Source organism: Caballeronia sp. ATUFL_F2_KS9A (assembly GCF_023630765.1).
Lineage (GTDB): Bacteria > Pseudomonadota > Gammaproteobacteria > Burkholderiales > Burkholderiaceae > Caballeronia > Caballeronia zhejiangensis.
Genome location: NZ_JALQEK010000033.1, coordinates 87,983 through 106,802 on the forward strand (window position 1 = coordinate 87,983; position 18,820 = coordinate 106,802).

17 protein-coding genes and 1 pseudogene are annotated in these 18,820 nt (G+C 61.9%); 8 read left to right on the plus strand and 10 right to left on the minus strand.

Annotation, left to right across the window (positions count from 1 at the left end):
• The first annotated feature begins 179 nt into the window (after positions 1-179).
• The 3 genes and pseudogenes from NCS67_RS23480 (at position 180) to NCS67_RS23490 (ending at position 4,260) form a co-directional block, all read left to right on the plus strand.
• Positions 180-1,106: a LysR family transcriptional regulator gene (locus NCS67_RS23480; RefSeq protein ID WP_250436857.1), complete on the plus strand. Its 927-nt coding sequence runs from the start codon at positions 180-182 to the stop codon at positions 1,104-1,106.
• A gap of 305 nt (positions 1,107-1,411) precedes the next feature.
• Positions 1,412-2,926: pseudogene (locus NCS67_RS23485) on the plus strand (ATP-binding cassette domain-containing protein); the annotation flags it as partial.
• A gap of 38 nt (positions 2,927-2,964) precedes the next feature.
• A complete protein-coding gene (locus NCS67_RS23490) occupies positions 2,965-4,260 on the plus strand; it encodes a TolC family outer membrane protein (RefSeq protein WP_250436858.1) in 1,296 nt (431 codons plus the stop codon).
• A 241-nt stretch (positions 4,261-4,501) separates the two neighbouring features.
• Here the strand turns inward: NCS67_RS23490 and NCS67_RS23495 are convergent, their stop codons facing one another.
• Positions 4,502-4,741, minus strand: a complete 240-nt coding sequence (locus NCS67_RS23495; protein ID WP_250436859.1) for a hypothetical protein — start codon at positions 4,739-4,741, stop codon at positions 4,502-4,504.
• A gap of 112 nt (positions 4,742-4,853) precedes the next feature.
• Here NCS67_RS23495 and NCS67_RS23500 point away from each other — a divergent pair, with 112 nt between their 5' ends.
• Positions 4,854-5,045, plus strand: coding sequence for a hypothetical protein (locus tag NCS67_RS23500; protein ID WP_175982610.1), 192 nt, complete (start codon positions 4,854-4,856; stop codon positions 5,043-5,045).
• 5 nt (positions 5,046-5,050) lie between these two features.
• On the opposite strand, the gene NCS67_RS23505 is transcribed toward NCS67_RS23500, so the two are convergent.
• The 3 genes from NCS67_RS23505 to NCS67_RS23515 form a co-directional block, all read right to left on the minus strand.
• A complete protein-coding gene (locus NCS67_RS23505) occupies positions 5,051-6,142 on the minus strand; it encodes an NAD(P)H-dependent flavin oxidoreductase (RefSeq protein WP_250436860.1) in 1,092 nt (363 codons plus the stop codon).
• Between the two features lie 25 nt (positions 6,143-6,167).
• A complete protein-coding gene (locus NCS67_RS23510; protein WP_008348964.1) occupies positions 6,168-7,082 on the minus strand; it encodes a LysR family transcriptional regulator in 915 nt (304 codons plus the stop codon).
• A 166-nt stretch (positions 7,083-7,248) separates the two neighbouring features.
• On the minus strand, positions 7,249-8,760 hold the full coding sequence (locus NCS67_RS23515) for a CoA-acylating methylmalonate-semialdehyde dehydrogenase (RefSeq protein WP_250436861.1): 1,512 nt from the start codon (positions 8,758-8,760) through the stop codon (positions 7,249-7,251).
• A 112-nt stretch (positions 8,761-8,872) separates the two neighbouring features.
• Here NCS67_RS23515 and NCS67_RS23520 point away from each other — a divergent pair, with 112 nt between their 5' ends.
• Entirely contained in the window at positions 8,873-9,814 is a 942-nt protein-coding gene (locus NCS67_RS23520; RefSeq protein WP_175982612.1) for a LysR family transcriptional regulator, read from the plus strand.
• Between the two features lie 68 nt (positions 9,815-9,882).
• Here the strand turns inward: NCS67_RS23520 and NCS67_RS23525 are convergent, their stop codons facing one another.
• Positions 9,883-10,185: a DUF4148 domain-containing protein gene (locus tag NCS67_RS23525; RefSeq protein ID WP_033536520.1), complete on the minus strand. Its 303-nt coding sequence runs from the start codon at positions 10,183-10,185 to the stop codon at positions 9,883-9,885.
• Positions 10,186-10,442: 257 nt separating this feature from the next.
• Between NCS67_RS23525 and NCS67_RS23530 the strand changes: the two genes are divergently transcribed.
• The gene (locus tag NCS67_RS23530; protein ID WP_175982613.1) at positions 10,443-11,678 is read left to right on the plus strand and encodes an NAD(P)/FAD-dependent oxidoreductase; all 1,236 of its coding nucleotides are present in this window, start codon (positions 10,443-10,445) and stop codon (positions 11,676-11,678) included.
• 7 nt (positions 11,679-11,685) lie between these two features.
• Here the strand turns inward: NCS67_RS23530 and NCS67_RS23535 are convergent, their stop codons facing one another.
• Positions 11,686-12,582 (minus strand): fructose bisphosphate aldolase, encoded by an 897-nt coding sequence (locus NCS67_RS23535; RefSeq protein ID WP_008348976.1) that lies wholly within the window; start codon positions 12,580-12,582, stop codon positions 11,686-11,688.
• Positions 12,583-12,756: 174 nt separating this feature from the next.
• Positions 12,757-13,155: a hypothetical protein gene (locus NCS67_RS23540; protein ID WP_250436863.1), complete on the minus strand. Its 399-nt coding sequence runs from the start codon at positions 13,153-13,155 to the stop codon at positions 12,757-12,759.
• Positions 13,156-13,460: 305 nt separating this feature from the next.
• Between NCS67_RS23540 and dacB the strand changes: the two genes are divergently transcribed.
• Positions 13,461-15,113, plus strand: coding sequence for a D-alanyl-D-alanine carboxypeptidase/D-alanyl-D-alanine endopeptidase (dacB, locus tag NCS67_RS23545; RefSeq protein WP_250436864.1), 1,653 nt, complete (start codon positions 13,461-13,463; stop codon positions 15,111-15,113).
• 12 nt (positions 15,114-15,125) lie between these two features.
• Here dacB and NCS67_RS23550 read toward each other — a convergent pair whose 3' ends face one another.
• The gene (locus tag NCS67_RS23550) at positions 15,126-15,995 is read right to left on the minus strand and encodes an alpha/beta fold hydrolase (RefSeq protein WP_250436866.1); all 870 of its coding nucleotides are present in this window, start codon (positions 15,993-15,995) and stop codon (positions 15,126-15,128) included.
• 104 nt (positions 15,996-16,099) lie between these two features.
• Here NCS67_RS23550 and NCS67_RS23555 point away from each other — a divergent pair, with 104 nt between their 5' ends.
• Complete coding sequence (locus NCS67_RS23555) at positions 16,100-16,948, plus strand: LysR substrate-binding domain-containing protein (protein ID WP_008348983.1); 849 nt, start codon at positions 16,100-16,102, stop codon at positions 16,946-16,948.
• On the opposite strand, the gene NCS67_RS23560 is transcribed toward NCS67_RS23555, so the two are convergent.
• Positions 16,926-17,987: a phytoene/squalene synthase family protein gene (locus tag NCS67_RS23560; protein ID WP_008348985.1), complete on the minus strand. Its 1,062-nt coding sequence runs from the start codon at positions 17,985-17,987 to the stop codon at positions 16,926-16,928. The two genes, NCS67_RS23555 and NCS67_RS23560, sit on opposite strands and share 23 nt — an antisense overlap.
• A 92-nt stretch (positions 17,988-18,079) precedes the next feature.
• The gene (locus NCS67_RS23565) at positions 18,080-18,796 is read right to left on the minus strand and encodes a DUF899 family protein (protein ID WP_250436868.1); all 717 of its coding nucleotides are present in this window, start codon (positions 18,794-18,796) and stop codon (positions 18,080-18,082) included.
• Positions 18,797-18,820 lie beyond the last annotated feature (24 nt).

An 18,820-nucleotide genomic window follows, 5' to 3' on the forward strand; every position in this document is an offset into this window, starting at 1 on the left:
ACATGCTTGAATATTGCTTTTTTTCGCGAAACCCTTTACCTTCAGGTAAAGGCTCGGAGCTTTTGCGAAATGTCATATGTTGAAGTAAGTAGCTGTTTTTGATGCTCTTTTCCAAGCCCAATTCGAGTTGATGGCCAATGCCGTAGGCCAGTGTCCCTAGGGAACACCCCAACGAACTCATGAGCTACAACCTCCATCAATTGCATGCTTTTACGACCATCGTGTCGTCCGGCAGCCTCGGAAGGGCCGCAGCGTCGCTCAATGTGACTCAGCCAGCACTCAGTCGAACCATCAAGCGCCTGGAGGAAGATGTGGGCGCGCCGCTCTTTGAGCGGCACGTCAAAGGCATGCAGTTGACGGATATTGGCGCTGCCTTGCTGCCGCATGCTCAGCTTCTATTGCGCGAGGCAGAAAATGCGCGAGAAGAGATCGACGCGATGCGCGGACTCGCCAAAGGAACGATCAAGGTGGGAGCGGTTGGCAGTCTCGCTGCCCACTTCCTTCCTTTGGCGGTCGATCGTGTCTTGGGGAAATGGGGCAACTTGCACGTCGAAATCATCGAAGGCGTGTGGGACCGCCTTGCCGAGGGGCTCATCAATTACGAGATCGACCTCGCTCTAAGCACGGCCACTAATGACAGCGACGAGATCGTGGCCGTACCTGACTGCCGATGGGAGGACAACAGCTTCGTCGTAGCAGCTTTCAGCCATCCATTGCGCAAGAAACCCAAGCTCGCTCTCGCCGACACATTGACCGCGCGGTGGGCCATCCCGCCCAAAGGTACAGCCCCTTATGAACACATGCGAGAGACGTTTCTCTCTCGCAACCTCGACATGCCGGATATTGCCGTCCGGACGCGCTCGGTGACCGTGCTTAAAAGTCTGGTAGCCGAATGCTCGTTTCTGAGCTGGATGCCGGAACCGATGTACGACTCCGAAAGCAAGGCAGGGATCATGGGGACTCTGCCTATTCCGGGCGTTCGCGCCGCCAGAACATTGACAGCGTTTCAGCGCCGCGACGGGATACTGCCGCGTCCAGCCGCGCGTCTGCTCGACGAACTCAGAAGCCTGACCGAGGGCGGCATGGCGTTGCGGACCACCCGATAAGCCAAAGATTGCCATCGAGTTCGGAATCTCGGGAACTGCGTTAGGAAATAATCTAAATCCTCCGCCTGATTCGATTTAGTCTGCGCAAGCGCCCAGCGGCCGGGCCAAAATCAGTTTCAAATACCAAGTTAGAAATAGTTCTAAATGCGGCTTTAGAATTATTTCTAACTACTGCTTTAAGGCATTTATTAACGGATAATTATTTAGGATTTCCAGACTTTCTATTTTCATTTGGAACCCTTAATATCCGTTTCCAGCATTTGGCCTGGGATCGCAGGATTCGAGAAGGCACGTTATCCCCAGATACCTTCGCAAGCATTTTCGTTTTTGGCGCGTTGAGCGAATACGTGCAGAAGTACCTCACCGAATTGATCTTCAATCTGGTCCAAATCAACTCGACGGAAGGACTCATCGGGCATCTTCTGCGCAATCCGATGCCATGGTTCGAGAAGCGGCACGTCGGCGATGTATTCGCGCGCGTGAAGGCGCAGGACGAGATCACCGGCTACGCGACGCGCTCCATCGTCTCGTTGTGCATCGACGTGGCGGTAGGAACGCTCGCGCTCATACTCATGCTGATCCAAAGCCGGCAACTGACGCTCATTGCACTCGTGGTATTCGCCGCGTACGTGGCGCTGGCGTTGAGCATGTATCCCGCGATGCGCGACAATCACGCGCTGGTCACGGAAACGTCGGCCCGTTGCGATGACGCGCTTATCGAGACCATCCGCGCGGCGTCGCTGCTCAAGCTTGCACAGGGCGAGACTCGACGCACGTCGATCTACATGACGATCTTCAAGGCGTATGCCGTGGCAGCGCTCGCGAAGAGCCGATTGAACTGCACGCGCGACAGCCTGCTCAAACTCGTCAACTACGCGGACACGGTGGTTATTACATACATGGCGGCACGGCTCATGCTCGGCGGCGTCGTTTCGGTCGGCGTGTTCTATTCGTTCCTGATCTACAAGTCGTTGATGTCGGAGCGTTTTGCCAACGCCATCAACGCGATGTTTCAGTACTTCATGTTGAGCGTGCCGGTCGCGCGGGTCGACGATATCGTCGAAGCACAGACTGAAACTTACACGCCATTGAGCGCGAGCGAACGGGCGACGGAGATACGCGATTTCTCGAGTATCGAAATGCGTAACGTGACGTTCAGCTACGGCGTATCCGATAAACCCGTGCTGGCCGATCTCGATCTTTCGATTCGCAAAGGCGACAAGATCGTCATCACCGGTCCTTCGGGGAGCGGCAAGTCCACGATATTCAAGCTCTTATCGGCGGCCGAGCCGCTGCGGGAAGGGCATATCGAACTCAACGGAATCGCGTGGCCGAATCTTGCCGTCGATGAAATTCGGCGCCACATGGCTCATATGCGCCAGGGCGACATCATCCTTCACGGCTCGATTGCCGACAATATCACCTTGTTTGCGGCGAATCCCGACGACGACCGTATCCACAGGCTGCTTTCCGACGTGGGCCTTCTCGACGATGTCATGCGTCTGCCGATGCGCACGCGAACCGTCATCAGCGACACGATTGCCAACATCTCTGCGGGGCAGCGTCAACGTCTTTTGCTGGCGCGCGCGCTCTATCAACAACGCGAGATACTGATGCTCGATGAGCCTACTTCGAATCTTGATCCCGCATCCGTGAAGCACATTGCGCAACTGCTTCGCAGTCTGAAGCAAACGGTGGTGGTCATCACCCACGATATGGCTTTGGCATCGGCATTCGACATGCGCTATGCATTCGCCAATGGCGGGCTCGTGCCTGAACACGTCGTGCAAGCATCTGATCCGGTGCTGGTGGACGCATGAAGAAGCCGGGATTCTCAGCAGTCTTGGTTGCGGTCTGCATGACGCTGGCTAATCAGACATGCGCGAGCGATCTGCTCGATATGGTGAATGCGTCGCTCTCACAGGATGCCGATCTCGCGCAGGCACGCGCCGCCTATGAGGCGTCGAAGCAGGCCATTCCCATTGCGCGAGCTGCCTTGCTGCCGCAGATAAGCGGAGGATGGGGCCGTGCGTATAACGAAATCAAAACGGACGGTTTTCCGCGTCAGAGCTATTGGCAAAACGGATGGACTTTTCAGGCCGCGCAGCCCCTCTTCGACTGGGCCAAATGGACGACCTATCAGCAGGCCGATCTGGTCGTCGCTCAAGGCGCGGTGCAATTCGCGGCCGCGCAGCAAGCGGCGATGCTCAAGGCGGTTCGCGCCTATTTCGATGCGCTCGCGGCGGAGGACGAACTCGAACGTACGAGCGAATATCTCGCCGCCATCGATGAACAGCACAGGCAAACGCGCCGTAAGCGCGCCGCCGGCGAAGCGACTGTCATAGACGAGCGCGATATCGATGTCGCTCTCGCCCAGGCGCGGATTCAAAACGCCGACGCGCGTCAGGACATGGAGGTGAAGCGTCGCGTTCTACAGCAGATGAGCGGCAAGCCATTCTCGCCGCTTTCGGGTCTTGCAGCGGGCACGAAGCTGCCGCGTATCGAGCCGGAAGATCCGGATGTCTGGGCCGGTCAGGCGAGTTCGAGCGGCTACGATGTGCAATCGAAACAGCTCGAGCTCGAAATCGCGAAGATGGATTCGAAAAAGGCGCGTGCGGCGCACTATCCGGTCGTCTCGCTTACCGGCACCTACACGCCGGCTGGCGCAGCGTCGGGCTATGCGCGCCCGACCACGACGACCACAGCCATGCTCCAAGTGATGATGCCGCTCTTCTCCGGCGGAGAGATACAGGCGCGATTGAAGCAAAGCCTGGCGCAGCAGGACAAAGCGCAGGACGCGATCGAATCCGCGTCCTTCACGGCCGAGAAGGATGCGCGTGAAAACTACGCTGCATATCTAAAGGCGCGCGTTCGGAGTATCTCACTCGAACAGCTATTGCAGACATCAAAGGAAGCATTGGCCGCAACCGAAACGGGCTTCAAGGTCGGCAGCCGGACGCAGGTCGACGTTCTGCGTGCGCTCGACTCGTACTTTACGGTTCGCCGCGATCTCATGCGTTCTCGATACGAGGTTATCGTTTCCTCGTTGCAATTGAAGGCGAACGTTGCGTCCCTGACCATCGACGATATTTCCTACGCAAACACGCTGTTGTGCTGCGCGAAAAAATCGGACAACGGACCATCCTTACGCTGACTGTGCAAGAGTGCATTGACGTACCGAATACCTTGAGTTCGTTCACGTAACCCTTCTGGCTTTGCCAGAGCAGTTCGCTCTAATACGCTTGAAACGCGCATCGGGAATTTCCCATTGCGCGTTTTTTGTTGCCTAAAAGGATCGACATGAGTTATTTGCATGCCGTCTCGCAGGCATCTATCAAATCTCAAAAAAGATTTGCTCCAAAAATAGGATGAGTCTTATTATGTTCTTAAGCTGATTATGTTCCCGCAGCGCGCAGATAAGGAATCCCGAGCACAAGAAGTTTCATTACAGGGGCCGAGATGAGAAAAGCGAAGTGGTTGACTATTGCCCGGCACGCGCTGCGCTGCGCCGTCGTGAGTTCCCTTGCCGGGCTTTGCGTGCCGGCTTTCGCGACGCTCGTTCCGGGCGGCACGATCACGTTCAGAGGTGCATTGGTTGCGCCGCCGTTTGACATCGCTGCCAGATCTGCTTCCATGCTCGGAACCAGTGGATTCCAGAACGATTCCGCTGATGTGAAAGGCGTACGTTCCTCCGCCGTTGTCACCTATTACGCGCCACCGCGCAATGCGCCGAGCGCGGAGGTTTCGTTGGTCGTAGTGGGCGATCGTGCCGCTGCGGTGAGCTCGCATTTCATCGACGGCGCGGGACAGCGCGTCGGGCCGTCCCTGGGCCGCTCATATCACGTAGGCCCGGCAGGCGGCGCGCTTCTGATACGGCGATCCGAAAACGCGCGCGCCGAATCGACGACGCTCGTGACCGTCGTCACCGAATACAACTAGCCCATTCAACGCGATGCATATCGCTGCAATCCCGCGATGCTTTCCCGCAGTTCGTCTTGCAGCCGCGCCATCAATTCGGCGGCGGGCAACTCGCGCGCGAGCGCGGCGGCTTGCCCCGCCCATTGCGCGCCGTAGCCGAATTCGCTCTTTGCTTTCGCCGCTGCGTGCAATGCCTTGCCTGCATCGTAGGTAATCGGATACGCGGGAATGGCAGGCGCTCCTTCGGCGCGCCCGAGTTCGGTGAACTTGTTGACGAGGCCGCGCGCCTTGCGCCCCGAAATCGCCGATGTGAACGTCGTGCGTTCGGCCGCATCGGTCAAGATCGCGCGACGGTAGCCCGCATCGATCGACGTCTCCGTGCAAGGCACGAACGCCGTGCCCAATTGCGCGGCCTGTGCGCCCAGCGCAAGCGCCGCCGCAATGCCCGCGCCGTCCATGATGCCGCCCGCCGCGATCACGGGCACATCGAACTTGCTGGCGAGAAGACGCGTCAGCGCCAACGTGCCGAGGTTGTCGTCGTCGGCTTGCGGATCGAAGATGCCGCGATGTCCGCCCGCTTCGATGCCCTGCGCGACGATCGCATCCATGCCCGCCGCGACGACCTGCTCCGCCTCACGCAAATTGGTTGCGGACGCAATCAGTTTGATGCCCGCGTTGCGCAACGCATCGATGTATTCCTTCGACGGCAAGCCGAAGTGAAAACTCACGATCGCGGGCTTCTCTTCGACGAAGACCCGGAGCATGGCATCATCGACGACGAAGCTCGTATAAATCTCGCTCAGCTTCGCGGGCGGCGTCGCGCCGTATTGCGCGAACACCGGCGCGAGCCAGTTCGTCCATGCCTGCTCGATAGCGGCGTCGGCGCGGGCCGGCTCATGACAGAACACGTTGATGTTGAACGGCTTGCTCGTCAGCTCGCGCGTCTCGCGAATCACCTTGCGCGCGCCTTCCGCGTTCATCGCGCCGACGCCGAGCGAGCCGAGCCCGCCCGCATTCGATACGGCCGCCGCGAGCGCGGGCGTGCTGACGCCGGCCATCGGCGCCTGAATGATCGGCACGTCGATGCCGAGTAGCGATGTCAATGCGTTCTTGCTCATGAATGTGCATCCTCTGAACGTTGATTCAACGCGTGCCGAGCTTCTCGACGACGAAGTCGACAAAAGCCCGCACGCGCGACGACAAATGTCTGCCGTGCGGATACAGCAGGATGAACGGCCTGCTGCATCCGCCGTAATCGCGCAGCACCTCGACAAGCGTGCCCGCGCGCAATTCTTCCTCGACGGTGAAGCGATAAATCTGGAACAGACCCGCGCCGTGACGCGCGAGCGGAATGCCCGCGAGCGCATCGCCGGACGTGCCGTAGCCGCCTTGCGTCGTGATTTCCACGAGTTCGCCGTTCTGCATGAAGAGCCACGGCACGGGCCGTCCGGTACTTGGCATCTCGAACTGGATGCATTCGTGCGCGAGCAGATCTTCGATTGTTTTCGGCACGCCCGCGCGCTTCAGATAAGCCGGCGACGCCACCGTGACCAACTCCGCATCTTCGAGCTTGCGCGCGATCAGACCGGAATCGCGGGGTGCGCGTCCGCGTATCGCGAGGTCGAAACCTTCATCGGCGAAGTCGATGTTGCGGTTGCTCAGATGCGCTTCGACCGTGACATCGGGATAACGCTCTCTGAACTCCGCAAGCAACGGCAGCATGCGGTAATGCCCGTAAGGCGTCGGCATGCTGATGCGCAACACGCCCTTCGGCGTCGTCTGCTGGCCGGTGGCTTCGCGCTCCGCTTCCGCGAGACGATTGAGCGCATCGCGACATTGCTCGAAGTAGCGACGGCCTGCATCGGTCAGTCGAATCTGGCGCGTCGTACGCACGAAAAGCCGCACGGCGAGGCGCTTTTCGAGTCGCGCGACCGAGCGGCTCACGGCCGCCGGCGTGACGCTCGCAGCGGTCGCCGCGAGCGTGAAGCTGCCGAGTTCGGCTGCAAGGCAGAAGAGTTCGATGCTGCCGAGAAGAAGGTCGTCGAATTGCCGCTGCATGTCGATTGGCTTCGCGTCGCTGTCGTTTTTGCTGCATCTTCGCCGCTTGCACATGAACGGTCAACTGACGGCGTTTCATACGGTTCGGCGCGCCGGGGCACAAAAACGAACGCCCGCTTCTTCCACACGGAAAAAGCGGGCGATTAGTTGCACGCGTAACGATCGATTACTTCGCGGTCGGCATCACAAATTCCGCGCCCTTCTCCGTGCTCTCGGGCCAGCGCTGCATGATCGACTTCTGCTTCGTGTAGAAGCGCACGCCTTCTTCGCCATACGCGTGCATGTCGCCGAAAAGGCTGCGCTTCCAGCCGCCGAATCCGTGCCACGCCATCGGCACCGGAATCGGCACGTTGATGCCGACCATGCCCACTTCGATGCGACGGCCGAATTCGCGCGCGATATGACCATCGCTCGTATAGCACGCGACGCCGTTGCCGAATTCGTGCTCGTTGACGAGATCGACCGCTTCGCTGAAGTCCTTCACGCGCACGCACGCGAGTACCGGGCCGAAGATTTCTTCCTTGTAGATGCGCATGTCCGGCGTGACATGATCGAACAGCGTGCCGCCCGTGAAGAAGCCGTCTTCGTGGCCCGGCACCTTGAAGCCGCGGCCATCGACGACGAGTTTCGCGCCTTCTTCCACGCCCAGCGCGATATAACCTTCGATGCGTTCGAGTGCCTGGCGCGTGACGATCGGACCCATTTCCGCGTCGTCTTCCATGCCGTTCTTGATCTTGAGTTGCTGCGCGCGCTCTGCAAGACGCGGCACGATCTTGTCGGCGACATCGCCCACGAGCACCGCGACCGAGATCGCCATGCAGCGCTCGCCGGCCGAGCCGTAGCCCGCGCCGATCAACGCATCCACGGCCTGATCGATGTTCGCATCGGGCATCACGACCATGTGATTCTTCGCGCCGCCGAGCGCCTGCACGCGCTTGCCGTGCTTCGCGCCGGTCTCGTAGATGTAGTTCGCGATCGGCGTGGAGCCGACGAAGCTGATCGCCTTCACTTGCGGATGTGCGAGCAGCGCATCGACGACGACCTTGTCGCCCTGCACGACGTTGAAGATGCCATCGGGCAAACCGGCTTCCTTGAGCAGATCGGCCATGAACAGCGACGCCGACGGATCGCGCTCGCTCGGCTTCAGAATGAACGCGTTGCCCGCCGCGATCGCGACCGGGAACATCCAGCACGGCACCATGCACGGAAAGTTGAACGGCGTGATGCCCGCGACGATGCCGAGCGGCTGGCGCGTCGTCCAGTTGTCCATGCCCGTCGAGACCTGTTCGGTGTAGTCGCCCTTCAGCAGTTGCGGAATGCCGCATGCGAATTCGATCACGTCGATGCCGCGCGACACTTCACCCTGCGCATCCGAGAACACCTTGCCGTGCTCGGCGGTGATGATCGCGGCGAGTTCGTCGCGATGCTTGTTCATCAGTTCGAGGAACTTCAGCATGACGCGCGCGCGGCGGATCGGCGGCGTGTCGCGCCAGGCCGGGAACGCGGCTTTCGCGCTCCCGACGGCTGCATCGACATCGGCGGCTTCACCGAGCACGAGCTTGCGCGGACGCTCGCCCGTCGCGGGATTGAACACCGGCTGCGTGCGCGTGGCCGAGCCATGCGTGCGCTCGCCGTGAATGTAATGAACGACGTCGGCGGTGTCGTTGAACGCTTGCATGCTGTCTCCTCTCACGGACTGGTTTGGCAATTGACACAGTGTAGGAAGCGATGCGCCCCTTGCAAAGACGCTATGATTGAACTCATTGTTTATACTGGCAAACAATCGGTTGATGGACGAGCAAAAGATCGAAGGTCTGTGGACCCATTTGCACTGGCTCACCGTGCTTGCGGAACAAGGCAGCTACACGGCCGCCGCCGCGCGGCTGAACGTATCGAAAGCGGCGATGAGCCAGCGCATCGCCGAACTGGAGCGCGCGGCGGGCGTGCCGCTCGTCACGCGCACGACGCGCAGCGTGCGTTTCACCGAAGCGGGCCGCAGGCTCGTCGACGATACGCGCGAGCAGTACGAGCGCATCGCATCGAGCTTCATGAGCGTCAAGGAGATGGCGGGCGTCGCGCGCGGGCTCATACGCGTAACCGCGCCGATGGCCTTTTCGCGGCAGCAGCTCGTGCCGCGCATGGCCGGATTTCTGCACGCGCACCCCGATGTGCGGGTGCAACTGGAGGCATCGGACCGGTTGAGTTCGATCGCGACCGAAGGCTTCGATCTCGCGCTGCGGCACAGCGCGCAGGTGCCGGATACGCACGTCGCGTGGAAGCTGTGCGATACCCGTTCGGTGATCGTCGCGACACGCGCCTATCTGAAGCGGCGCGGCACGCCGGCGACGCCCAACGATCTCGTCACGCACGATTGCCTCGTCTATCCGCGGCCGCAGGCATCGAGCATCTGGTCGTTCGAAAGGAAAGGCGGGCGCAAGACTTCGACCGGGCCTCATACGCTCGCGGTGAGCGGTCCTTTCGCGGCGAACAACAGCGAAGTGCTGCGCGATGCAGCGCTCGACGATCTCGGCATCGCGCTCTTGCCGGATTTCACCGCGCAGGCCGCCGTGCAAGCGGGAAAGCTCGTCGTGCTGTTGCCGGAGTGGCGTCCGGTCGGCGCGTTCGCGGATCAGCTATTCGTGGTGCGGCCTTATGCGCCGCATGTGCCACGCGCGGTCGCGCTTTTCATCGGATATTTGCGCGAGACGTTCGCAGGCGGCTTTCCGCTCTAGAACGAAAAAACGCGCCGGTCCGAGACCAGCGCGTTTCGTGATGCGGCTTGCGGCTTGCTGCTTGCTGCTCAGTGATGCGCGAACGTCGGGAAAACGTCGGCTTGAACCGCGTTGACGCGAGCGCCCGATTGCGCTGAACCATCCGCCACACCGCCATATCCGTTTTGCGCGGCGACGCGCGCTTCGGCAGCTTGAACGTCGGCGGGATACTTCGAATCGCTGATGACGTTCGGGTTATAACCGGCCTTTTCCAATTGCACGATTTGCTCGCGGACTTCGGCGCGCGTCAAGGGCTGATTCGACTGCGCGAACGATGCGACCGGCGCGGCAAAAGCAAGAGCGACCGCTGCGATACCGATGAACTTGTTCATGATGCTTTCCTCCATCCATAAGTTTTGAGTTGCCGCTCACGCTGCCTTGTTTGCTTCGTGCGCGACCGTTGAACAGAGTTTAGGTATCGCACGCCCTAGGGTAAATACCTAAACGGCGAAATCACTTTTGGCGAAAACCCGACTAATACGGGCACGCGCGATGAGAACCAACGCCTTGCGAATCGCCTATAACCAAGAACGGAGCGCCGCTCTACGCGACGCATAGCACGAACGATCGTTTAATCAGGGGAATGGCCTTGAAACGAATCCTTGTGATTGGCGCGGGTTTCGCCGGTCTGTGGAGCGCGCTGTCGGCGGCGCGCAAGCTGGACGAACTCGGGCACGCCGACGAAGCGGAAGTCGCCATCGTCAATCCGGTGCCTTTTCATAGCGTGCGGGTGCGCAACTACGAACAGCCGCTCGACCCGACGCTCGTGCAACTCGATACCGTGCTCGGGCCCGCGGGCGTGCACCTGATTCAGGCGAAGGCGACGAGCCTCGACAGCGCGAATCGCCGTGTGACGATCGAACGCGACGGAGCATCGGAGACGCTCGGCTACGACCGGATGATCCTCGCGGCAGGCAGCGTGCTCGTGCGTCCGCCGATTCCGGGCCTCGATCGCTATTCATTCGATGTCGACACCTACGCGGGCGCGTGCAAGCTGCAGGCGCATCTGCTGACCTTGCCCGCGCTGCCCGACACGCCCGGCCGCTATACGGCGGTCGTGGTCGGCGCGGGACTGACGGGCATCGAGTTGGCGGCGGAATTGCCCGCGCGCCTGCGCGAGATCGTCGCGGAAAAGGATCGCGGCAAGGTGCGCGTCGTGCTCGCGGATCGTTCGGCGCGGATCGCGCAATCGATGGGCGGCGCGCAGCATGTCATCGAAGGCGCGTTGCAGACGCTCGAAGTCGAGATGCGGCCAGGCGTGACGCTCGAATCGGTCGATGGCCAAGGTCTCACGCTCCACGATGGCGCGGCGAGCGAGCGCATCGAAGCGGCGACGGTCGTCTGGTGCGGCGGCATGCACGCGAACGCGCTCGCGGCACAATTGCCGGTCACGCTGGACCCGCTCGGACGCGTGCCCGTCGATACGTTTCTGCGCGCGGAAGGCGTGCCGGGCGTGTTCGCGGCGGGCGATTGCGCGCGCATACTGATCGACGGCACGCGGCCATCGGTGATGTCGTGCCAGCATGGCCGGCCGATGGGACGTTACGCGGGCAACAACGCCGTCTGCGATCTATTCGGGCTGGAGATGCTGCCGCTGTCGATCGACTGGTACACGACCATCTGCGATCTCGGGCCGTGGGGCGCGGTGTATACGGAAGGATGGGACAGAAAGCTCGTCTCGGAAGGAGAGACGGCGAAGGCGACGAAGCGCACGATCAACGGCGAGCGCATCTATCCGCCGAAAAGCGGCACGCGCGAGGACATTTTTCGGGCGGCGGCGCCCGTCGTGCAAACGCCGCCGCCTACCGAACGCGCCAACAAGTAACGAAGCGTCAGACCTTCTTCACGGACGCTTCGTAGATCTCGTCGATCGACTGCTCGAGCGTCTTGTCGAACTCGCTGTCGCTCATGTCCTTCTTCAGCTCGTTGATGAGCGCGCGCGAGAAGCTCGCGATCATGCCGTGGTTCTGCGCGAGCTTCTTGCACGCGTCGCTGCGCGTATAGCCGCCCGACAGCGCGACGACACGCACGACACGCGGATGCTCGATCAGCGGACGATAGAAATCCGCCTCGTCGGGGATGGTCAGCTTGATCATCACGTTGCTCGATTCCGGCAGCGCGTCGAGGCCCTTCAGCAATTCGTCGCGCAGAATCTTTTCCGCGCCTTTCTTGTCCGGGCTCTTGATCGAGACTTCGGGTTCGAGAATCGGCACAAGACCGTGCTTGATGATCTGCGCGCCCACTTCGAACTGCTGCTTCGCCACGGCGGCGATGCCCTTTTCGTCGGCTTGATGGATCACCGAGCGCATCTTCGTGCCGAAGATGCCGAGCTTCACGGCGCGCGCCAGAAGATCGTCGAGACCGGGGATCGGCTTCATGATCTGCACGCCGTCGGCTTCGGCTTCGAGACCCTTGTCGACCTTCAGGAACGGCACGACGCCGCGGTCTTCCCACAGGAACGTGGGAACGGGCTTGCCTTCCGCTTCGCCGTCCATCGTGCGCTCGAACAGAATCGCGCCGATCACCTTCTTGCCCGTGAACGAAGGCGCCGTGATGATACGCACGCGCATTTCATGCATCAGCTTGAACATTTCGGCGTCGCCGTTGTAGGCGTCGTCCGGAATTCCGTATTGCCGCAGCGCGCCGGGCGTCGATCCGCCGCTCTGATCCAGAGCAGCGATGAAACCATCCTTCTCAGCCATTTGCGCGAGCATCTTTTCGTTAGCCACGAACATTTCCTCCTCGAAGTTCAAACACCGGACTTGTGCGCGCACAGTCCGGGCTTATGGTTCAGCTTCTGCAAGTGTAAAGGTTTTGACGGGCGCTCAAGTCGTGCAAATCCGCCATTTGCGCGCAAATGGGGTGATGTCGTGCGCTGGCGCACGGCCCGCGACAAGAAAACTTCAGGAAGGAGCGGAATTGAGGCCGCCCGCGTTGCCGGATCGCCAGACGATGCCGAGGGCGCGCTTGAAGAGCGATGGCGCGCGCGTGAAGTCGCCGGCTTGCGGCAGTTGCGCATGATCGTTCGATGCTTCCGATGCAGCTTCGATCGCCTCCGGTTCGGGAACGGGCTCCGGAACCGGCGCGAGCTTTTCGCGCGCGTCGCCGCAACGCTGGTTCAGCACGCGGCGCATGTCGGGGTCGTCGATCAGCGCTTGCGCGGTCGCCATGCCGCGCTCGAATTGCAGCGCATAGGCGATATCGGTGAAATCTTCGTAGCGGCCGCTATCGGCCAGCTCGTACGCCAGTTCGAGCGTGCGCCGGCGTTTCCATGCATCGAGATCGTCGTGGGCCGTGCTCAAGGTGTCCTCTTCTTCGCGATGAGGTGCCGAAGATGTTAGCCCGCGCCAAACTTTTTTCCGTTGTCGCGTCACAACAAGCAGACGAAAAGCATTCGCGATTTCAAACAAAAAGCGCTTGCCTGAAGCACTGGATTCGCGATAGTCCTCGCTTGACAAGGCTCGTGTAAGGTATTTAATTCACTCACCCGCCTCGCTGCGAAATGATGGGCGGCCGCCGACATGTCCTGTCTGCGCTGTGAAGCAGTCCCGACGTATGGATGTTCGCTCCGGTGCGGAGCGCGATGTGCCTTTATCGGAGCCGCGTCATGAACCCGCTTTCAGGAAGTCCGGCACGCGTGGCCGCTCTCGCTCTCGGCTGCGCGCTCGTCACGTCCGTAACCGGTTGCGGCGGCTCCGATTCCACCGATACGTCCGTCCCCGACGCCATCACGCAGATCATGAAAAAGCCCATGTATCAGGGCGCGACGTGGGCATTGCGCGTCGTCGATCTGAACTCGGGCGATCTCGTCTACGACATGAATTCGAACGCGCAGGTGTATGTGGCGTCGGTGCGCAAGGTGTTTTCGCTCGGCGCGGCGCTCGATCAATACGGCGCGCAGCATCAGTTTCAGACGCCGGTGTATCGCACGGGAACCGTCGATGCGGCCGGCACGCTCAACGGCAATCTCGTGCTCGTCGCGAGCGGCGATCTCTCGATGGGCGGCCGCACGAACGCCGACGGCACGCTCGCCTGGACCAACTTCGACCACAACGAAGCGAACAATCTCGGCAACGCGCAGATCACCGCGCCCGATCCGCTCGCGGGCTACGACGCGCTCGCGGCGCAGGTGGCGGCAGCGGGCATCAAGCAGGTCAACGGCGAAGTCGTCATCGACGATCGGCTTTTCGAACCCTTCGACTTTCGCGGCGAATTTCAATTGCGGTCGATCTTCGTGAATGACGATGTCGTCGATACGATCATCTCGCAGGGCAGCGCCGGCTCGGCGACGCCGGTGGACTATCGGCCGAAATCATCGGCGTTCACGGTGCAATCCACGTTGATGACAGCGGCGGCGGGCACCGAGGCGAAAATCACCGTCACGCCGACGGACCCGACCTGCTTCGGCTCGCTTGCCTGCACCGGCACGATCGGCGGTTCGATTCCGGCGAATTACGTGCCGCCGATCGTGCCGAATTTCCCGGTCATCCGCACGTTCCGCATCACCGCGCCGCAGAACTATGCGCGCACGGTGCTCATCGAGGCGCTCGCGCGCGCCGGCGTGAGGGTCACGGCGCCGGCTGTCGAAAACAACCCGACGCAACTTCTGCCCGCGAAGAATTCATATTCCGCCGATACGCGCGTCGCGCAGCTCACATCGCAGCCGTACAGCGAATATTCGAAGTGGATTCTGAAGGTCAGCTACAACATCGGCGCGGACACGAGCCTCATGCTCTTCGGCGTCGCGAACAACGGTTCGACCACGCTTCAGTCGGCGCTCGCGGCGGAGAACGCGAAGCTATCCGCCGCGCCGTTCAACGTGCCGATGAGCCAGACGCATTTCATCGACGGCAGCGGCGGCGGCGAAACGACGGCGACGCCGGTCGCGGTCATCGCGATGTTGCGCGCGATGAACGGCCGTCCGGCGTTCCCGGCGTATCTGGATTCGATGCCCTTTCTCGGCGTCGACGGCTCGCTCGCGAGCACGACCGACTTCGAAGCCGATCCGACGCTCGCGGGCGCGAAAGGCAAGGTGTACGCGAAGACGGGAACGTACGTGACCGGCATCGAAAACCCCGACGGCACCGCGACGACCACGCTCAAAGGTCAGGCGCTCGCGGGTTATATCGACGCGAAAAGCGGACGAAGGCTCGCGTTCGCGCTGATCGTGAACAACGTGCCGATCAGCGACGTGCCCGACATCATCAACGTGTTCAACGACGAAGGCACGATCGCAGCGAACATCTGGAAGCTGCAGTGAGCCGCTTTCGGCTCACCATGCGCCGGCGAATGCCAGCACCGCGCGATTGAACGCGCCGGGACTCGCGACGTTCATGCCGTGCGATGCGCGCGCGATCGTCTGACGCTCCGCGAACTCGATCCACTCTTCGAGCTTCTCGACGTTGTTGCGGAACATGCGCGGGCTTTTCTCGCCGTCGATCAGCAGCGTGCGGCACTTGATGTCGCGCGCCGCTTCGCGCGTGTATGCGGGCAGCGGATCGCGGAATTGCTTCGGCAGCGTGAGCGCGTTATCCAGCGCCATGCGACGGAAGCTCTCCGTGCTCTTCTTCCAAAAGCCCGGCATGCTGACCGAATCCACGAACATTTCGAGGCCGCGGTCGAATTCGCCCTGTTCGATCAGCTCGGCCACGCGCGTGCGCAGCGCGTTGGTCGCGGGCGGCAGCCTGGCGGGCGTGGCCTGCGGCGAGGTTTGCAGCGGACCGCCCGGATCGGCGAGCGTGAGCGTCTTCACGAGCCGTGGATACTCGCGCGCCAGATGAAACGCGACGCAGCCGCCGCGCGAATGCCCGACGAGATGCACAGGCGCGAGATCGAGCGCCTCGATGAACTCCGCCATTTCCGCGACATGCGCTTCCCAGCCGAATTCGCCTTGCACGAAAGCATCGACGGCGGGCCAGTAATGCGACAGGCTCGGCGCGATCACGCGGAAATGCTTCGCGAGCGACAGAATCTGCGCGTCCCAGTAGCGGTAATCGCACAGCGAGCCATGCACGAGAACGAGCGGCTCGCCCTCGCCGCACTCGACATACGGCACGGAAATGCCCGATTTCGTCGTGGCAAACGACGGTTCAGGCAGACCTTGCACGACAGTGAGGACGGAGAGATCGGTTCGCGCGTTCATGAGTTAGCTCCTTGGATGCGACTATGCGCCGCGGCAAAGCAAAAGAAAAACGCATAATTTTGATAGAATCGTTCAGAATTTCTGATAGCAACCGGTCGCTCACCATGAAAGCGCTCGATCTGGACGTCCTTTCGATGATCATCGCCGTCGCGGATACCGGCAACATCAGCCGCGCGGCGGAGCTCGTGCATCGCTCGCAGTCGGCGGTCAGCATGCAGATCAAGACGCTGGAAACCGCGCTGGGCAAGGCGCTGTTCGTGCGCAAGCCGCGCAGCGTGGTGCCGACGCAGGACGGCGAAGTGCTCCTCACCTACGCGCGGCGCATGATCGCGCTGCGCGACGAGGCATGGGCGGCGGTCGTACGGCCGGACGTGACGGGACGCGTGGTGATCGGCGTGCCGGACGATTACGCGTCGTCGCTTTTTCCGCCGATCCTCAAGAAATTCTCGGCGACGTATCCGAAAGTCGAGATTCAGGTGGTCGGCCTGCCGAGCGTCGCGCTCGCGCCGATGGTGAAAGACGGCTCGGTCGATCTTGTCTGCGCGACGCGCGTGAAGGGTTTGTCGGGCGAATTTCTCCGCCACGAGCCGATGGTCTGGGCCGCCGCGCCCGGCACCGAGATCTGGAAGGAGCGGCCCTTGCCCATCGCCGTGTTTTTGCCGGGCAGCGTCGCGCGCGAAAACGCGATCCGCAGCCTGGAGCGCGCGCGCATCGGCTATCGCACGTCGTATGAAAGTCCGAGCCTGCTCGGTCTGCTGACGATGGCCGAAGCCGGTCTCGCCGTGACGCCGCTCGCGAAATGCGCGGTGCCGGCGCATTTCACGCTGCTCGGGCCGGCGCAAGGCCTGCCCGATATTGGCACGCTCGAAGTGGTTCTGGCGCGCAGCGCGGCGTCGAAACGGCCGCCGTGCGACTTTCTCGCCGAACGCATCATGGCCGAGTTGCGGCGCTGATCTCGGCTTGGATTGCCTGAACACGGCGCGCGGTCCACGCGCGCAACATGCCGTTCGATACGACCATCGGCAACGACGCCGCCATGATCCGGTACACGTCGTTGCGGCGCACCTTCGAGACCTTCCGCGGATCGAGCCACGCTTCGTTGCGCGCGAGCAGGACGAGCGTATCGAGGCCGATCATGATCGGCCAGAGACACGCGAGACGCAGACGGATCGCGCTCGCCGGAATCGCGAGCGTGTAATCGACGGCGTCTTCAAACAGCGCGAGCGACGTGCGCAGCAATTCGAAAAGCACGGGCCGCGCGCGCGCCGACGTTTCGGGCCGCAACACATCTTGCGGCGTGAGGCCATGCCGCGCGAGCATCGATTCGGGCAGATAGCATCGGCCGATGCGCAAATCCTTCGCGCAGTCGCGCAGCACGTTGGTCATCTGCAGCGCCTTGCCGAAGCGCACGCCGAGCGCGAGCATCGTGTCGGGCGCGGCTTTCAGCGTGCCGGGCATATGCGCGTACGTCATCTTCGTCCAGAATTCGCCGACGCAACCCGCGACGAGATACGTATAGCGATCCAGTTCGCCGAATTCCCGCAACGCGACGATCTCGCCCGATGTTTCGTCGGGAAACGTGCGCAGATCGAACTCCATGCCGGTGGAAAGCGTCGTGACGATGTCGCGCACGGCGGCCCGGTCGTCGGCGTTCAATTGCGGCAGGATCGCGAGCGCCGCATCGAGCGATTCGAGCAGCGCGCGTTCGTCCGGCTGCGCCTGCTGCCCCGCGACCTCACCCGCGATGCGCGCGAGCGCGCCGTCGTCGGGCGCACCGTTGATTTGCGCGCGCAGCGAGAGCAGCAATTCCAGCCGACGCTGCGGCGAAATCAGCGATGTATCCGCGATCGTATCGGCGGCGCGCGCAAGCAGATACGCGAGCCCGATGGGGTCGCGCATGCCCGCCGGCAAAATGCGCAGCGTGAGATAAAACGACCGCGACACGCTCTTGAGAAGCGGGCCCAGCAGGAAGGCCCGGGGCGAATTGTTCATGACTTGGATCGGATGACTCGGCCGGAAGCGCGTTGGAAAGCGCGCCGCGGCATTGTATCCGTCCTCGTCGATTTCCTCCGGCAGCGACCGGCTCAGTCACGCGGCCCGTAATCCAGCTTCGGATACCAGTTCGTTCCGCGTCCCTCGGGCGTCATGTCGAGCACGGTCCAGAGCGGCATGAGATCGGGCGCGCCGCGCGGATCCTCGTTCGGATCGGCGGTCGAAAAATCCATCTCGCCGCTCCAGAAATGACGGATCACGCCGTCACGCCGCGTGAAGACGTTGAGCGCGGGATCGTCGCCACCTTCCTTCGATATCGCGTGATAGTCGCGGCTGAAGTTGCCGTTCGTATCGGAGAAAAGCCGCAGGTCGCGCCAGCCGCGCTCCTTCTTGAACGCGACGAGTTTCGCGAGCGGCGAACGCGCGATCACCGCGAGCGCCACGCGCTGCTCGATATCGCGCGCCTCGCCGTCCCACGCCGACAAGAGCGACGTGCACATCGGACACGGCCGCTCGCGCTGCGGCCCGAACATGTAGCTATACGTGACGAGCGTGTCCTTGTCGCCGAAGAGCCCGGCGAAATCGACCGCGCCACGCTCGCCGTCGAATCGATAATCGCCCGTCACTTCGCCGCCGGGCGGCAACGCGCGACGCATCTGCGCGACGCGCTCGATATGCCGGCGCAAGTCGATTTCCTCGGCCAGCAACGCGGTGCGCGCCCGGCGATATTCGGCGCTTTCGTTGGGAAATCTCATCGTCGCGCGCTGCGCGAGTTCATCGGCGGGAATGTAGTTCGTGGTCGTGCTCATATCCGATCTCCTTTCAGAATGGGC

Coding starts and splice junctions, on each gene's coding strand:
- NCS67_RS23495 (WP_250436859.1), bottom strand. CDS start 4,741: ATGGAAGCAGATCTGGCAGCGATGTCAAACGGCGGCGCAACCAATGCA.
- NCS67_RS23520 (WP_175982612.1), top strand. CDS start 8,873: ATGGACGAGCAAAAGATCGAAGGTCTGTGGACCCATTTGCACTGGCTC.
- NCS67_RS23505 (WP_250436860.1), bottom strand. CDS start 6,142: ATGAGCAAGAACGCATTGACATCGCTACTCGGCATCGACGTGCCGATC.
- NCS67_RS23525 (WP_033536520.1), bottom strand. CDS start 10,185: ATGAACAAGTTCATCGGTATCGCAGCGGTCGCTCTTGCTTTTGCCGCG.
- NCS67_RS23510 (WP_008348964.1), bottom strand. CDS start 7,082: ATGCAGCGGCAATTCGACGACCTTCTTCTCGGCAGCATCGAACTCTTC.
- NCS67_RS23565 (WP_250436868.1), bottom strand. CDS start 18,796: ATGAGCACGACCACGAACTACATTCCCGCCGATGAACTCGCGCAGCGC.
- NCS67_RS23555 (WP_008348983.1), top strand. CDS start 16,100: ATGAAAGCGCTCGATCTGGACGTCCTTTCGATGATCATCGCCGTCGCG.
- NCS67_RS23560 (WP_008348985.1), bottom strand. CDS start 17,987: ATGAACAATTCGCCCCGGGCCTTCCTGCTGGGCCCGCTTCTCAAGAGC.
- dacB (WP_250436864.1), top strand. CDS start 13,461: ATGAACCCGCTTTCAGGAAGTCCGGCACGCGTGGCCGCTCTCGCTCTC.
- NCS67_RS23480 (WP_250436857.1), top strand. CDS start 180: ATGAGCTACAACCTCCATCAATTGCATGCTTTTACGACCATCGTGTCG.
- NCS67_RS23490 (WP_250436858.1), top strand. CDS start 2,965: ATGACGCTGGCTAATCAGACATGCGCGAGCGATCTGCTCGATATGGTG.
- NCS67_RS23515 (WP_250436861.1), bottom strand. CDS start 8,760: ATGCAAGCGTTCAACGACACCGCCGACGTCGTTCATTACATTCACGGC.
- NCS67_RS23550 (WP_250436866.1), bottom strand. CDS start 15,995: ATGAACGCGCGAACCGATCTCTCCGTCCTCACTGTCGTGCAAGGTCTG.